10 protein-coding genes and 8 tRNA genes are annotated in these 16,110 nt (G+C 55.8%); 4 read left to right on the top strand and 14 right to left on the bottom strand.

Features of this window, described 5'->3' with window-relative positions; genetic code table 11:
- Positions 1-21 precede the first annotated feature (21 nt).
- Positions 22-1,446, bottom strand: a complete 1,425-nt coding sequence (miaB, locus tag A1WC_RS18585) for a tRNA (N6-isopentenyl adenosine(37)-C2)-methylthiotransferase MiaB (RefSeq protein WP_016160495.1) — start codon at positions 1,444-1,446, stop codon at positions 22-24.
- A 179-nt stretch (positions 1,447-1,625) separates the two neighbouring features.
- On the opposite strand from miaB, the gene ubiF reads away from it, so the two are divergent.
- Complete coding sequence (gene ubiF / locus A1WC_RS18580) at positions 1,626-2,801, top strand: 3-demethoxyubiquinol 3-hydroxylase (RefSeq protein WP_016160496.1); 1,176 nt, start codon at positions 1,626-1,628, stop codon at positions 2,799-2,801.
- Between the two features lie 119 nt (positions 2,802-2,920).
- Here ubiF and A1WC_RS18575 read toward each other — a convergent pair.
- The 13 genes from A1WC_RS18575 to nagB all read right to left on the bottom strand — a co-directional run bounded on the left by A1WC_RS18575 (position 2,921) and on the right by nagB (position 10,134).
- A tRNA-Gln gene (locus tag A1WC_RS18575) sits at positions 2,921-2,995 on the bottom strand.
- A 75-nt stretch (positions 2,996-3,070) separates the two neighbouring features.
- Positions 3,071-3,145: transfer RNA gene (locus A1WC_RS18570), tRNA-Gln, on the bottom strand.
- A 46-nt stretch (positions 3,146-3,191) separates the two neighbouring features.
- Positions 3,192-3,268 (bottom strand) — tRNA-Met (locus A1WC_RS18565).
- A 23-nt stretch (positions 3,269-3,291) separates the two neighbouring features.
- A tRNA-Gln gene (locus A1WC_RS18560) sits at positions 3,292-3,366 on the bottom strand.
- Positions 3,367-3,402: 36 nt separating this feature from the next.
- A tRNA-Gln gene (locus tag A1WC_RS18555) sits at positions 3,403-3,477 on the bottom strand.
- A 36-nt stretch (positions 3,478-3,513) separates the two neighbouring features.
- Positions 3,514-3,588, bottom strand: a tRNA-Gln gene (locus A1WC_RS18550).
- Positions 3,589-3,611: 23 nt separating this feature from the next.
- Positions 3,612-3,696: transfer RNA gene (locus tag A1WC_RS18545), tRNA-Leu, on the bottom strand.
- A gap of 8 nt (positions 3,697-3,704) precedes the next feature.
- Positions 3,705-3,781 (bottom strand) — tRNA-Met (locus A1WC_RS18540).
- Positions 3,782-4,018: 237 nt separating this feature from the next.
- Entirely contained in the window at positions 4,019-5,683 is a 1,665-nt protein-coding gene (gene asnB, locus A1WC_RS18535) for an asparagine synthase B (protein WP_008805652.1), read from the bottom strand.
- A 278-nt stretch (positions 5,684-5,961) separates the two neighbouring features.
- Entirely contained in the window at positions 5,962-6,714 is a 753-nt protein-coding gene (locus A1WC_RS18530) for an HAD-IIA family hydrolase (RefSeq protein WP_008805653.1), read from the bottom strand.
- A gap of 128 nt (positions 6,715-6,842) precedes the next feature.
- A complete protein-coding gene (gene nagC / locus A1WC_RS18525; protein WP_008805654.1) occupies positions 6,843-8,063 on the bottom strand; it encodes a DNA-binding transcriptional regulator NagC in 1,221 nt (406 codons plus the stop codon).
- An 8-nt stretch (positions 8,064-8,071) separates the two neighbouring features.
- Positions 8,072-9,220, bottom strand: a complete 1,149-nt coding sequence (nagA, locus tag A1WC_RS18520) for an N-acetylglucosamine-6-phosphate deacetylase (RefSeq protein WP_012542447.1) — start codon at positions 9,218-9,220, stop codon at positions 8,072-8,074.
- A 113-nt stretch (positions 9,221-9,333) separates the two neighbouring features.
- On the bottom strand, positions 9,334-10,134 hold the full coding sequence (gene nagB, locus A1WC_RS18515) for a glucosamine-6-phosphate deaminase (protein ID WP_012542446.1): 801 nt from the start codon (positions 10,132-10,134) through the stop codon (positions 9,334-9,336).
- 315 nt (positions 10,135-10,449) lie between these two features.
- On the opposite strand from nagB, the gene nagE reads away from it, so the two are divergent.
- From nagE to chiP, 3 genes are all read left to right on the top strand, one after another.
- Positions 10,450-12,405 (top strand): PTS N-acetyl glucosamine transporter subunit IIABC, encoded by a 1,956-nt coding sequence (gene nagE / locus A1WC_RS18510; RefSeq protein ID WP_004147599.1) that lies wholly within the window; start codon positions 10,450-10,452, stop codon positions 12,403-12,405.
- Positions 12,406-12,583: 178 nt separating this feature from the next.
- Positions 12,584-14,251 (top strand): glutamine--tRNA ligase, encoded by a 1,668-nt coding sequence (glnS, locus tag A1WC_RS18505; RefSeq protein ID WP_012542445.1) that lies wholly within the window; start codon positions 12,584-12,586, stop codon positions 14,249-14,251.
- A gap of 436 nt (positions 14,252-14,687) precedes the next feature.
- Positions 14,688-16,091 (top strand): chitoporin ChiP, encoded by a 1,404-nt coding sequence (gene chiP / locus A1WC_RS18500; protein ID WP_008805658.1) that lies wholly within the window; start codon positions 14,688-14,690, stop codon positions 16,089-16,091.
- Positions 16,092-16,110: the final 19 nt, after the last annotated feature.

The following is a 16,110-nucleotide window of genomic DNA, read 5'->3' on the forward strand; positions in this document are numbered from 1 at the left end:
GAACCGACAGGCCTGAAGGGATCACGGCTGATAGATACCCACGCCAAGATCGTTCTCTTTACGGGTGCGGGCAATCACTGATTCAGGTGATTCAGCGATACGCAGACCCATCTCCGCTTCGGTACGCACGATTTTGCCGCGCAGCGAGTTGGTGTAAACATCGACGATTTCAACATCGACGAATTTACCGACCATATCCGGCGTACCTTCGAAGTTGACCACGCGGTTGTTCTCGGTGCGCCCGGAAAGCTCCATCAAGTTCTTACGCGACGTGCCTTCCACCAGAATGCGCTGTACCGTGCCGAGCATGCGACGGCTCCAGGCCATCGCCTGCTGGTTGATCCGCTCCTGCAGAATATACAGACGTTGCTTTTTATCCTCCTCCGGCACGTCATCGACCATATCGGCCGCTGGAGTGCCCGGGCGAGCGGAGAAGATAAAGCTGTAGCTCATATCGAAATTGACGTCGGCGATTAGCTTCATCGTCTTTTCGAAATCGTCTGTGGTTTCGCCAGGGAAGCCGACAATAAAGTCGGAGCTTATCTGAATATCCGGGCGCGCCTCACGCAGCTTGCGAATAATCGCTTTGTACTCCAGCGCGGTATGGGTGCGTCCCATCAGATTCAGAACCCGGTCAGAACCGCTCTGCACCGGCAGGTGCAGGAAGCTCACCAGTTCCGGCGTATCGCGATAGACCTCGATGATATCGTCGGTAAATTCGATCGGGTGGCTGGTGGTGAAGCGAATACGGTCGATGCCGTCGATGGCGGCGACCAGACGCAGCAGATCGGCAAAGCTGCCGGTGGTGCCGTCGTAATTCTCACCGCGCCAGGCGTTAACGTTCTGGCCCAGCAGATTGACCTCACGCACGCCCTGTGCCGCCAGCTGGGCGATTTCAAACAGGATATCGTCGCACGGACGGCTGACCTCTTCTCCGCGGGTGTACGGCACCACGCAGTAGGTGCAGTATTTGTTGCAGCCTTCCATAATCGAAACAAAGGCGGTCGGGCCGTCGGCGCGCGGCTCTGGCAGGCGATCGAATTTTTCAATTTCCGGGAAGCTGATATCCACCACCGGGCTGCGGTTGCCGCGCACGGCGTTAATCATCTCCGGCAGGCGGTGCAGGGTTTGCGGCCCGAAAATAATATCGACATAGTGCGCGCGCTGACGAATATGGTCGCCTTCCTGGGAGGCCACGCAGCCGCCAACGCCAATAATCAGGTCCGGGTTTTTCTCTTTCAGCAGTTTCCAGCGTCCGAGCTGATGGAAAACTTTTTCCTGGGCCTTCTCACGAATTGAGCAGGTATTGAGCAACAGCACATCTGCTTCTTCCGCCACTTCGGTCAGTTGATACCCATGTGTCGCATCCAGCAGATCGGCCATCTTTGATGAATCATACTCGTTCATCTGACAGCCCCAGGTTTTAATATGGAGTTTTTTTGTCATTGACTTGCTCATGCTCAGTAATAGATATCCAAAACGCGGGGATATATACAGGGTGAATTTCGCTTTCCAGGGCGCGTATTGTAATGCTTTGGTCGCCCCCTGACCAGTGCGAGCGTTATCACCGCAAGGGAACAAAAAATCCGGTAAACTTAACGGATTCTGCTTTAAGGATAATAGCCATGACAATTCACGCAACAGATGTCGCCATCGTGGGCGGCGGCATGGTCGGCGGCGCCCTGGCGTTGGGGCTGGCGCAACAGGGATTTACCGTGACGGTGCTTGAGAAAACGGCGCCTCCGGCTTTCGAACCGGCATCCGCCCCGGATGTGCGGATCTCGGCTATCAGCGCGGCTTCGGTCGGCCTGCTGAAGAGTCTCGGCGTCTGGGATGCCGTACGGGCGATGCGCGTCCACGCTTATCGTCGTCTGGAGACCTGGGAGTGGGAGAGCGCGCACGTCGCCTTTGACGCCGCAGAGCTCAAACTGCCGGAGCTGGGCTACATGGTCGAGAACAAGGTCCTGCAATGGGGCCTCTGGCAAGCGCTGGCGGCGCATGAAGGGGTCACCCTGCGCGTTGGTAGCGAACTGGAGGCGATGCAGCGCGGCGAGGCGCATACCGCGCTGCATTTACGCGAGAGAGAGGCGATCCACGCCCGGCTGGTGATCGGCGCCGACGGCGCCAATTCCCAGGTGCGGGAGATGGCCGGCATCGGCGTACACGCCTGGCAATATCAGCAGTCCTGTATGCTGATCAGCGTCGAATGCGTCGACGATCCCGGCGACAGCACCTGGCAGCAGTTTACCCCCAGCGGGCCGCGCGCCTTCCTGCCGCTGTTCGACCACTGGGCCTCGCTGGTCTGGTACGACACGCCGGCGCGGATCCGTCAGCTGCAGGGCATGACCATGGCGCAACTCCAGCAGGAGATCGCCAGTCACTTTCCGGCGCGGCTGGGTCGTGTTACGCCGCAGGCGGCCGGCGCTTTTCCGCTCACCCGGCGTCATGCGCTGCAGTATGTCCAGCCCGGCCTGGCGCTGGTGGGCGATGCGGCGCATACCATTCATCCGCTGGCGGGGCAGGGGGTTAACCTTGGCTACCGCGATGTGGATGCCCTGCTGGAGATCCTGGCGCAAGCGCGCGGTCGCGGCGAAGACTGGGCCAGCCTGCTGGTGCTGAAGCGCTACCAGGCGCGGCGGCGAGCGGATAATTTTATCATGCAGTCGGGGATGGATTTGTTTTATGCCGGTTTCAGCAATGACCTGGCGCCGGTGCGGATGCTGCGTAATATTGGCCTGATGGCGGCTGAACGCGCCGGGGTGTTGAAGCGTCAGGCGCTGAAGTATGCCTTAGGCTTGTAAAACCGGCTTCCCGGGCAGGGGCGTAGTGGAGAGCGCCTGCCCGGCAGTCAGTACTGCGTAAGCGTGTCAGGACGCCAATAGCAAAAAAGCTCACCGAAGTGAGCTTTTTTGCATTTAAGTGGCTGGGGTACGAGGATTCGAACCTCGGAATGCCGGAATCAGAATCCGGTGCCTTACCGCTTGGCGATACCCCAATTGTCTGTTGCGCTTTACCGTAACTACCCCGGTTGAGGGCAACAGTGCGTTCACTGCTGAACGACTTTTTAATTTGGCTGGGGTACGAGGATTCGAACCTCGGAATGCCGGAATCAGAATCCGGTGCCTTACCGCTTGGCGATACCCCAACAAATTGTTTCGGAATTATCGATGCGTATCGATACGTCCTGAATATGGTGGCTACGACGGGATTCGAACCTGTGACCCCATCATTATGAGTGATGTGCTCTAACCAGCTGAGCTACGTAGCCAAATTGTCTTACTGTTTCTTCGATGGCTGGGGTACCTGGATTCGAACCAGGGAATGCCGGTATCAAAAACCGGTGCCTTACCGCTTGGCGATACCCCAATACCGTCGCGGTGAACCGCAAATATCGAAGAAATATGGCTGGGGTACCTGGATTCGAACCAGGGAATGCCGGTATCAAAAACCGGTGCCTTACCGCTTGGCGATACCCCAATACCGTCGCGGTGAACCGCAAATATCGAAGAAATATGGCTGGGGTACCTGGATTCGAACCAGGGAATGCCGGTATCAAAAACCGGTGCCTTACCGCTTGGCGATACCCCATCCGTACAACGCTAACTGGTGAATGGTGCGGGAGGCGAGACTTGAACTCGCACACCTTGCGGCGCCAGAACCTAAATCTGGTGCGTCTACCAATTTCGCCACTCCCGCAAAAAAGATGGTGGCTACGACGGGATTCGAACCTGTGACCCCATCATTATGAGTGATGTGCTCTAACCAGCTGAGCTACGTAGCCATCTTTTTTTCGCGTAACCTTATCGGCGTTGCGGGGCGCATTATGCGTATTGGGCCTGCGAGCGTCAACCTCTTTTTCAAGGAAAATCGTTGTAATGTGACTGTTTGGTTAGGTTGCGAACAGCTCGCTGCAATATTCGGCAATTATTGGTTATTTATCGTTTTTCAGCGGCATAAATCCTGCAAAAAGAAAACGGACCCCGGAGGGTCCGTTTCGCGTTTCACCGCCCGTCAGGGCTTATTTGTAGGCAGACTGGTGGACGCCCACCGCACGGCCTGATGGATCGTTCATGGTCTTGAACGCTTCATCCCACTCAATGGCTTTCGCTGAAGAGCAGGCCACCGACGGACCGCCAGGGACACACTCCGCCGCGCTCGGCAGCGGGAACAGCTCTTCGAAGATCTCGCGGTACAGATAGCCTTCTTTGGAGGTCGGCGTGTTGTACGGGAAACGGAAGCTCGCCGTTTCCAGCTGCTGATCGCTGATCTGCTTCGCGGCCACTTCTTTCAGCGTATCGATCCAGCTGTAGCCGACGCCGTCAGAGAACTGCTCTTTCTGCCGCCAGGCAACGCTGGCCGGCAGGTAGGATTCAAAGCATTCACGCAGCACGTGTTTTTCCATTTTGCCGTTGCCGCACATCTTATCCTGCGGGTTGATGCGCATCGCCACGTCGAGGAACTTCTTGTCGAGGAACGGCACGCGGGCTTCCACGCCCCAGGCGGACATCGCTTTGTTGGCGCGGGCGCAGTCAAACATATGCAGCGCCTGCAGCTTGCGCACCGTCTCTTCGTGCAGTTCTTTGGCGTTCGGCGCCTTATGGAAATAGAGGTAGCCGCCGAACACTTCGTCCGAACCTTCGCCGGAAAGCACCATTTTGATGCCCATGGCTTTAATTTTACGCGACATCAGGTACATCGGCGTCGAGGCGCGAATGGTGGTCACGTCATACGTTTCGATGTGATAGATAACGTCGCGGATCGCATCCAGCCCTTCCTGGACCGTAAAGTGAATTTCGTGGTGTACGGTGCCGAGGTGGTTGGCCACTTCCTGCGCCGCTTTCAGGTCAGGAGAGCCTTCCAGACCGACCGCGAAAGAGTGCAACTGCGGCCACCAGGCTTCGCTACGCTCCTGATCTTCGACGCGACGGGCGGCGAATTTCTTGGTGATAGCCGAGATGACCGATGAATCAAGACCGCCGGAGAGCAGCACGCCGTAAGGCACGTCGGACATCAGGTGGCTTTTCACCGACTCTTCCAGCGCCTGGCGCAGCTCGTTCTTATCGGTAACGTTGTCTTTCACCGCGTCGTAATCGAACCAGTCACGCTGATAGTACTGGCGAATTTCGCCGTCTTTGCTCCACAGGTAGCTGCCCGCCGGGAACTCTTTAATGGTGCGGCATACCGGCACCAGCGCTTTCATTTCGGAGGCGACATAGAAGTTGCCGTGTTCGTCATGGCCCATATACAGCGGAATAATACCGATATGGTCGCGACCAATTAAGTACGCGTCTTTCTCGCTGTCGTACAGGGCGAAGGCGAACATCCCCTGCAGGTCGTCGAGGAACTCAGGGCCTTTTTCCTGATACAGCGCGAGGATCACTTCGCAGTCAGAGCCGGTCTGGAACTGATAGCGATCGCCATACTCCGCGCGCAGCGCCTGATGGTTGTAGATCTCGCCGTTAACGGCCAGCGCATGGGTTTTTTCGGCGTTGTACAGCGGCTGGGCACCGGCGTTGACGTCGACAATAGACAGGCGCTCGTGCGCCAGAATCGCTTTGTCGCTGGCATACACGCCAGACCAGTCCGGACCGCGATGGCGCATCAGGCGGGAAAGCTCCAGCGCCTTTTTACGCAGCTCGCCTGCGTCAGTTTTAATATCCAGTACGCCAAAAATAGAACACATAGCCTTCTCCATTACCCTGTCGTGTTTGATGTTGTGCTGGCTTCGTCTCGTGGCGAAGCCTGAGTGCGTGCTTAAGAAAATGCCGTAAAGGGGGCGCTGGCGCAAGGGTTTTGCGGCCTGAAAAAGAAAAAACGCAACTGTGATTATTGAACAGTAAAAAAAGAGTATCTTTTGAGCGACTTTATTGAGGAATACGCATTTATAGGCCGTTTTTATTAGATGGATGACTTTTGGCAGGCGCTATAAATGAAAAACCACGTCCTGCGACGTGGTTGGCATCAGAAAATATCGATTTCCGCGACGGAAGGGTAAATCCACGACGGGCGAAACGGCATGCTGTCGATGTCATCGAGGGTGGAGACGCCGGAGAGCACCAGAATAGTCTCCAGCCCCGCCTGGAAGCCGGCCAGAATGTCAGTGCGCAGGTTATCACCTACGATCACTGTCTGCTCGGAGTGAGCCTGCATTTTGTTCAGCGCTGAACGGATGATCCACGGGCTAGGTTTACCGACGTAAAACGGCTTACGGCCGGAGATCTTCTCGATCCCGGCGCACAGCGCGCCACAGGCCGGATAGTAGCCGCGACCGTGCGTATCCGGGTTGGTGGCAATGAAGCGGGCGCCGTTGGCAACGAAGAAGGCGGCCTTATGCATCATCTCCCAGTTGAATGAACGGGTTTCCCCGACGATGACAAAATCCGGGTTCACATCGGTGATGGTAAAGCCGGCTTTGTACAGTTCGTGGATCAGCGCCCCTTCACCCACCACATAGGCTTTCTTGCCTTCCTGGCGGCGCAGGAAATCGGCGGTGGCCATCGCCGAGGTGTAAAACGCGGTATCCGGCACGTCGATGCCCGCGGTGGCGAAACGGTTAGCCAAATCCTGGCCGGTTTGCGACGGGTAGTTGGTCAGCATTACCAGCGGCATGCCTTTATCGAGGATGCGTTTGATAAACTCGGCAGCGCCGGGAACGGCGACGTTATCGTGCATCAGCACGCCGTCAATATCACAAATTATGTTTTGAATGGTCATGGTGGGTCCAGAATCATTAACAAAGACGAAACTATACTCGTCATCGATGAGGTTTCACATCGCTGGTGGACCATACCCACCAGCGACAGGGTGATGCGGATCGTTTCGCGCTATCAATAAAGAGGCGATTAGCTCTCAAGCAAGCGCTGCAGCAGCGTGCCATTGAGCATAGCGCGTTTGACCAGCGCGAAGGCGCCAATCGCTGAGCGATGGTCGAGGGTAGAACGCACCACCGGCAGGTTCTTGCGAAACGCTTTGAGCGCCTGGGCGTTAATGCAGCCTTCGATGGCCGGAAGAAGGACCTTTTCAGCTTCCACTATTTCGCCGGCGACAACGATTTTTTGTGGGTTGAACAGGTTAATCGCGATGGCGATCGTTTTCCCGAGGTGACGCCCCACGTACTCAATCACCTCGCAGGCCAGGGCATCGCCCTTGTTGGCCGCTTTGCAGATAGTTTTGATCGTGCAGTCATCCGGCGTCAGACGGCTCTGGTAGCCCTGCTCAAGCAGGTGGCGAACCCGCTGTTCGATGGCGGCATTGGCCGCGACGGTCTCCAGACAGCCGAAGTTGCCGCAGTGGCAGCGCTCGCCCAGCGGATCGACCTGAATGTGGCCAATTTCGCCGACGTTGCCGTTCCGGCCAATAAAAATGCGCCCGTTAGAGATGATGCCCGCGCCGGTACCGCGGTGCACGCGCACCAGGATGGAGTCTTCGCAGTCCTGACTTGCACCGAAATAGTGCTCGGCCAGCGCCAGGCTGCGGATGTCGTGCCCGACATAGCAGGTGACGTTGAAGCGTTTTTCCAGCGCTCCGACCAGGCCCCAGTTTTCCACCGCAATATGCGGCATATAGCGGATCACGCCGCTTTCCGGGTCGACGAGGCCTGGCAGGATCACCGAGATGGCGATCAGCTCGCGAATTTTGCGCTGACAGTTTTCGATAAAGGTGGCGATGATATTCAGCAGGGCGTGTTCCAGCGTTTCCTGGGTGCGCTCGGGCAGGGGAAAATGTTCCTCTTCCAGGGTCTTGCTGCTTAAATCATACAGGGTCAGAGTGGCGTCATAGCGGCCAAGCCGCACGCCGATGGCGTTGAAGTTGCGGGTTTCAGCGATGATAGAGATAGCGCGGCGGCCTCCGGTGGAGGCCTGCTGATCGACTTCTTTGATCAGGCCGCGCTCAATAAGCTGACGCGTGATTTTGGTCACGCTGGCAGGGGCAAGCTGGCTTTGTTCGGCTATCTGAATGCGCGAGATAGGCCCATGCTGGTCAATCAGGCGGTACACGGCCGCGCTGTTCAGTTGTTTTACGAGGTCAACGTTACCAATTTGAGCTTGTCCGCCTGCTGTCATACTTTTACTTACTCAGTGACGACCTCGTTACCATTAACGATGGTCTTGGTGATTTTATAATCGCGTGTAAAGGCGGTCAGGTTAGCGACCATGCCCGGCGCAATGCTGCCGAGCTGCTTGTCCACACCGATAGCGCGCGCGGGATAGAGCGTCGCCATCCGCAATACTTCGTCCAGTGCCACGCCGCAATGCTCCACCAGATTACGCACCCCTTCAATCATGGTCAGGGAGGAGCCGCTGAGCGTGCCGTTTTCATCTACGCACAGTCCATTGCGGTAGTATATTGTTTTCCCGGCAAAAATGAACTGGTCAATATTCGCCCCCGCCGGCGCGGTGGCGTCGGTGACCAGACACAGTTTGTCGCCTTTCAGGCGCTTGGCGTTACGTACGTTGGCATAATCGACATGCATCCCGTCGACAATAATACCGCAGTAGACATCCGGCTCGTCAAAAATCGCCCCGGCCAGACCCGGTTCGCGTCCGGTAATATACGGCATCGCGTTATACAGGTGAGTGGCGAAGGTAATGCCGGCGCGGAAGCCGACTTTCGCCTCTTTCAGCGTGGCGTTGGAGTGGCCGGCGGAGACGACGATCCCGGCGGCAACCAGCTTGCGGATCACTTCCGGCTCAACGCGCTCAGGGGCGAGGGTCACCTTGGTGATCACATCGGCGTTATCGCAGAGGAAATCGACCAGCGCGGCGTCCGGTTTACGCACGTAGTCCGGGTTGTGGGTGCCTTTCTTGACGATATTCAGCCACGGTCCTTCAAGATGCAGACCCAGCGCCTGATTCGGGTGTTTTTGCAGGTATTCGCGCATGACGCGGATACCTTGCTTCATCAGATCGTCACTGGAGGTAATCAGCGTCGGCAGGAAGCTGGTGCAGCCTGAACGTTCGTTCGCCTTCTGCATGATCTCCAGCGTTTCAACGGTGACCGCCTCTGGGCTGTCGTTAAACTGCACGCCGCCGCAGCCATTGAGCTGAACGTCGATAAAACCGGGGGCAATTATTGCGCCGTTGACCGAGCGCTGCTCCATGTCAGACGGCAAATCCGCCAGCGGACAGAGACGTTCGATTAGGCCATCGGCGATAACAACCGCATGGTCATCGAGAATTTCATGACCGGTATAAACCCGGCCCTGGGTTAATGCATACATTACGACCCCCGGTATATACGCCCCATCAGGTCAGCGATCGTTCATTTGCCGCCGGCATGATGATGCATACAAAGAAAAAGAGGGTCCCGCGCAAGTGGCGGGACACGACTACATTACAGACCTTTAATATTTTCAGCTTCTAATTCGTTGAAATATTTCAGGGTTTTCACTTTCAGCTCCATGGTGGACGGCTCGTCGCAGACAATCACCGCCTTCGGATGCAGCTGCAGGCAGGTAATGGTCCACATATGGTTGACGTTACCTTCTACCGCCGCCTGCAGCGCCAGCGCTTTCTGATGACCCAGCACCAGAATCATCACTTCTTCTGCATCCAGCAGGGTGCCTACGCCCACGGTCAACGCGTATTTCGGCACCAGATCCACATCACCATCGAAGAAGCGGGAGTTCGCCACACGGGTGTCATGGGTCAGGGTCTTAATACGGGTGCGGGACGCCAGAGAAGAGGCCGGTTCGTTGAACGCGATGTGACCATCGTTGCCTACGCCGCCCATGAACAGGTGGATTTTACCGTAGGAACGAATTTTTTCTTCATAGCGACGGCATTCCGCATCGATGTCCGGCGCGTTACCATTCAGCAGATTGATATTTTCTGCCGGAATATCAACGTGGTCAAAGAAATTACGGTGCATGAAGCTATGATAGCTTTCCGGATGCTCTTTTGGCAGGCCGACATATTCATCCATATTAAAGGTGACGACGTGTTTGAAGCTAACCTGGCCTGCTTTATGCATTTCAACCAGCGCTTTGTAGGCGGTCAGCGGAGTGCCACCGGTAGGCAGACCCAGCACGAACGGACGGTCCGCGGTCGGTTTGAATGCATTAATACGGTTAACGATGTGGCGGGCAGCCCATTTACCGACCTGCTCAGCGGTTACCAGGGGGATCAGTCTCATTCTTCACCTCTATAGTTAAAGTAGATTCTGGCGGATTGGCGCCAGCACTCTGAGGAGAGTATTGCAGCAACTGCGCCGACCGGGGTCAATCCGTGTTGATTTTTTGAATGATAAAATAAGTTTTCGATGTTAGCCAGTGAAAGGGAGGGATGAATACGATATTTGGTGATAATTATCACAAAAAATACCCGTTTAATTTGCGATACGAATTAATTTTTCACACACTTTGCCGGTAAGTGATAAAACCGACCTTGTTACACAATAAAAAAGTGGCTTTGAAAATGAGCCTCATCGGGGTCTCATAGGGGGAATAAGATGAATATTTTAGGTTTCTTTCAGCGACTGGGTAGGGCGTTGCAGCTCCCTATCGCAGTGCTGCCGGTCGCGGCATTGCTGCTGCGTTTCGGGCAACCAGACCTGTTGAATGTACCCTTCATCGCGCAAGCGGGTGGGGCGATCTTCGATAATCTGGCGCTGATCTTCGCAATTGGTGTGGCATCAAGCTGGTCCAAGGATAACGCGGGTTCTGCGGCGCTGGCCGGCGCAGTAGGGTATTTCGTGATGACCAAAGCGATGGTCACCATCAACCCGGAAATTAACATGGGCGTGCTGGCCGGTATCATTACCGGTCTGGTGGCAGGGGCGGTGTACAACCGCTGGGCCGGCATCAAGCTGCCGGACTTCCTGAGCTTCTTCGGCGGCAAACGCTTCGTGCCGATCGCCACCGGCTTCTTCTGTCTGATCCTCGCCGCGATCTTCGGCTACGTCTGGCCGCCGGTGCAGCACGCTATCCACTCTGGTGGCGAATGGATCGTCTCCGCAGGGGCGCTCGGTTCCGGTATCTTTGGTTTCATCAACCGTCTGCTGATCCCAACCGGTCTGCATCAGGTGCTGAACACCATCGCCTGGTTCCAGATTGGTGAGTTCACTAACGCCGCTGGCGCTGTGTTCCACGGCGACATCAACCGCTTCTACGCCGGCGACGGCACCGCGGGGATGTTCATGTCCGGCTTCTTCCCGATCATGATGTTTGGTCTGCCGGGTGCGGCGCTGGCGATGTATCTGGCGGCGCCGAAAGCGCGTCGTCCGATGGTCGGCGGTATGCTGCTGTCCGTAGCCATCACCGCGTTCCTGACCGGGGTAACCGAGCCGCTGGAATTCCTGTTCATGTTCCTGGCTCCGCTGCTGTACCTCCTGCATGCGGTGCTGACCGGTATCAGCCTGTTCATCGCAACGGCGCTGGGTATCCATGCGGGCTTCTCCTTCTCCGCAGGTGCAATTGACTATGTGCTGATGTACAGCCTGCCAGCGGCCAGCAAAAACGTCTGGATGCTGCTGGTGATGGGCGTGGTGTTCTTCTTCGTCTACTTCCTGCTGTTCAGCGCGGTGATCCGCATGTTCAACCTGAAAACGCCGGGTCGTGAAGACAAAGCTGCTGACGTGGTAACGGAAGAAGCCAACAGCAACACTGAAGAGGGCCTGACCCAGCTGGCGACCAGCTATATCGCCGCGGTGGGCGGAACCGACAACCTGAAAGCCATTGACGCCTGTATCACCCGTCTGCGTCTGACCGTGGGCGATTCGGCGAAAGTGAACGACGCGGCCTGTAAACGTCTCGGCGCGTCCGGGGTGGTGAAACTGAATAAGCAAACCATCCAGGTTATCGTCGGTGCGAAAGCAGAATCTATCGGCGATGAGATGAAAAAAGTGGTTACCCGCGGCCCGGTAGCGGCAGCAGCCGCCGCACCGGCTGGCAACGTCGCCACCGCAGCGCCAGCGGCTAAACCGCAGGCGGTAGCGAATGCGAAGACCGTTGAGTCGCTGGTTTCGCCGATTACCGGTGACGTGGTGGCGCTCGAACAGGTGCCGGACGAAGCCTTCGCCAGCAAAGCCGTCGGCGACGGTATCGCGGTGAAACCGACCAGCAACATCGTTGTCGCGCCAGCGGCGGGTACTGTGGTGAAAATTTTCAACACTAACCACGCGTTCTGCCTCGAAACCAACAACGGCGCGGAAATCGTCGTCCACATGGGTATCGACACCGTGGCGCTGGAAGGCAAGGGCTTCAAACGTCTGGTTGAAGAGGGCACGGACGTGAAGGCCGGTGAGCCGATCCTGGAAATGGATCTGGACTTCCTCAACGCCAACGCGCGCTCAATGATCAGTCCGGTCGTCTGCAGCAACAGCGATGACTACAGCGCGCTGGTGATACTGGCGAGCGGTAAGGTCGTTGCCGGCCAGACGCCGCTGTATGAGATTAAAGGCAAGTAAGGCTCCTGAGTCGAGTTTATGCCTCAGCGGCGAAGGGAAACCTTCGCCGCTTTTTTTTCCAGCAATCGGCCCCATAATCCTCTTCTGATACCTATTTTACGTAACTAATAGTTGTCACTACGTCCTGCTTGTAAGATCATGTGCCGTTATACGTTGTTTACGCTTTGAGGAACCCGTGATGAGTGAGGCAGAAGCCCGCCCGACTAACTTTATCCGTCAGATCATTGATGAAGATCTGGCTACCGGTAAACATACCACCGTTCACACTCGCTTCCCGCCGGAGCCGAACGGTTATCTGCACATTGGCCATGCGAAATCCATCTGCCTGAACTTCGGCATCGCGCAGGATTATCAGGGTCAATGCAACCTGCGTTTCGATGACACCAACCCGGTGAAAGAAGATATCGAATACGTGGAGTCGATTAAAAACGACGTGCAGTGGTTAGGTTTCCACTGGTCCGGGGACGTTTGCTACTCGTCTGATTACTTTGATCAGCTGCATCAGTATGCGGTTGAGCTGATCAACAAAGGTCTGGCCTATGTTGATGAACTCTCTCCAGATGAAATTCGCGAATACCGCGGCACCCTGAAAGCGCCGGGTAAAAACAGCCCGTATCGCGACCGCAGCGTGGAAGAAAACCTGGCGCTGTTTGAAAAAATGCGCAGCGGCGGCTTCGAAGAAGGCAAAGCCTGCCTGCGCGCGAAAATCGATATGGCGTCGCCGTTCATCGTGATGCGCGATCCGGTGCTGTACCGCATTAAGTTCGCTGAGCATCATCAGACCGGCAACAAGTGGTGCATCTACCCGATGTATGACTTCACCCACTGCATCAGCGATGCGCTGGAAGGCATCACCCACTCGCTGTGTACCCTGGAGTTCCAGGACAACCGCCGCCTGTACGACTGGGTGCTGGACAACATCAGCATTCCGGTGCATCCACGTCAGTACGAATTCTCGCGCCTGAATCTCGAATACACCGTGATGTCCAAGCGTAAGCTGAACCAGCTGGTGACCGAGAAGCACGTGGAAGGCTGGGACGATCCGCGTATGCCGACCATCTCCGGTCTGCGTCGCCGTGGCTACACCGCTGAATCCATCCGCGAGTTCTGCAAGCGCATCGGCGTGACCAAGCAGGACAACACCATCGAGATGGCATCGCTGGAGTCCTGCATTCGTGAAGATCTGAATGAAAACGCCCCGCGCGCGATGGCGGTGATCGATCCGGTGAAACTGGTTATCGAGAACTATCCGCAGGGCGAAAGCGAAATGGTGGCGATGCCGAACCATCCGAACAAGCCGGAAATGGGCAGTCGTGAAGTGCCGTTCAGCGCCGAAATCTGGATCGATCGCGCGGACTTCCGTGAAGAAGCCAATAAACAGTACAAGCGTCTGGTGCTGGGCAAAGAAGTGCGTCTGCGCAACGCCTACGTGATCAAAGCGGAACGTGTGGAGAAAGATGCCGAAGGCAATATCACCACCATCTTCTGCACCTACGATGCCGACACCCTGAGCAAAGATCCGGCCGACGGCCGCAAGGTCAAAGGCGTGATCCACTGGGTAAGTGCGGCGCATGCGCTGCCGGTGGAGATCCGTCTCTACGATCGTCTGTTCAGCGTACCAAACCCGGGGGCGGAGGAAGATTTCCTCGCGGTAATCAACCCGGATTCGCTGGTGATTAAGCAGGGTTATGCGGAACCGAGCCTGGCGCAGGCCGAAGCGGGTAAAGCTTACCAGTTTGAGCGTGAAGGTTACTTCTGCCTCGACAGTCGCTATGCAAACGCCTCCAGTCTGGTGTTCAACCGCACTGTCGGGCTGCGTGATACCTGGGCGAAAGTCGGCGAATAAATTTCCCTCCCGTAAAAGCGTCGCACCTTGCGGCGCTTTTTTTTGTTTCAGAATCAGCCAATTAAACTTTTCATTTTCGCGATGCGAATTAATCCTGTTACTGCGCGGTAATAAATAGCGCTTCTGATGTTTCCTGTCATATACAAAAAACCAATGTAATCGCTTTCAGTTCTTCTATTTTTCCCTGATTTTGCAATGACTTCCATGACAAAATTATCAGGGATAAGACTGTAACAAAAAGACATAAATTATGTGCGCTTTGTCATAATCTTAAGCTTTGCCTCACGAAAAATATTGATAATTCGCGTCACGAAAAATAGTCTATCTACAGTGGTTTCGCGGCCTTTTTCACCGCCCCACATTTTGCAGTTTTATTTATTTTTTTAGCGAATGACCGTTGGTCTTCGCCTTTTAAAACGTCAAAGAGGATATGCACATGCGTACGTTTAGTGGCAAACGTAGTACGCTGGCGCTGGCTATTGCCGCCGTCACCGCGATGTCGGGCTGGGTTGTGGTTCCGCAGGCCAGCGCAGCAGGCTTTATCGATGATTCAACCTTAACCGGCGGTATCTATTACTGGCAGCGTGAGCGTGACCGTAAAGATGTCACCGACGGCGACAAATATAAAACCAACCTTTCCCACTCCACCTGGAACGCTAACCTGGACTTCCAGTCCGGCTATGCTGCCGATATGTTTGGCCTTGATATTGCTGCATTTACCGCGATTGAAATGGCCGAGAACGGCGATAGCGGCCACCCGAACGAAATTGCCTTCTCATCGCGCAACAAAGCCTATGACGAAGACTACTCCGGCGATAAGAGCGGTATCAGCCTGTATAAAGCCGCCGCGAAATTCAAATACGGTCCGGCGTGGGCACGTGCGGGCTATATCCAGCCAACCGGCCAGACTCTGCTGGCCCCGCACTGGAGCTTTATGCCAGGTACCTATCAGGGGGCGGAGGCCGGGGCTAACTTCGACTATGGCACGGCGGGCGCGTTAAGTTTTTCCTATATGTGGACGAACGAGTATAAAGCGCCATGGCATATCGAGATGGACGATTTCTATCAGAACGACAAGAAAACCAAAGTTGATTATCTCCACTCCGTCGGCGCCAAATATGATTTCAAAAACGACCTGGTGCTGGAGGCGGCATTTGGTCAGGCTCAGGGCTATATCGATCAGTACTTTGCAAAAGCCAGCTACAAGTTTGACGTCGCCGGCGCGCCGCTGAGCACCAGCTACCAGTTCTACGGCACCCGCGATAAGGTCAGCAACGGCGGGGTCAATGACATCTATGACGGCACCGCATGGCTGCAGGCGTTAACCTTCGGCTATAAAGTGGCGGATGTGCTGGATCTGCGTCTGGAAGGCACCTGGGTGAAGGCCGATGGCCAGCAGGGCTACTTCCTGCAGCGTATGACGCCGACCTATGCCTCTTCCAACGGTCGGCTCGATATCTGGTGGGATAACCGCTCCGACTTTAACGCCAACGGCGAAAAAGCGGTCTTCTTCGGCGCGATGTATGACATGAAAAACTGGGATATGCCTGGCTGGGCGTTTGGCGCGTCTTATGTCTACGCCTGGGATGCGAAGCCGGGAAGAATGTCCTCTCCGGATGCGTACTATGACCCTGACTATCGCCTGAAAGAATCGGCTTACAGCCTGGATGCGTTGTATACCGTGCAGGAAGGTCGGGCGAAGGGCACCCTGTTCAAACTGCACTTTACCCAGTACGACAACCATTCCGATATTCCGAGCTGGAGCGGCGGCTACGGCAACATCTTCCAGGATGAGCGCGACGTGAAGTTCATGGTTATCGCCCCGTTCACTATTTTCTGATGCCTGCGCGGCGGGCGTG

The organism is Klebsiella sp. KTE92 (assembly GCF_000398905.1).
Classification (GTDB): domain Bacteria; phylum Pseudomonadota; class Gammaproteobacteria; order Enterobacterales; family Enterobacteriaceae; genus Klebsiella; species Klebsiella variicola.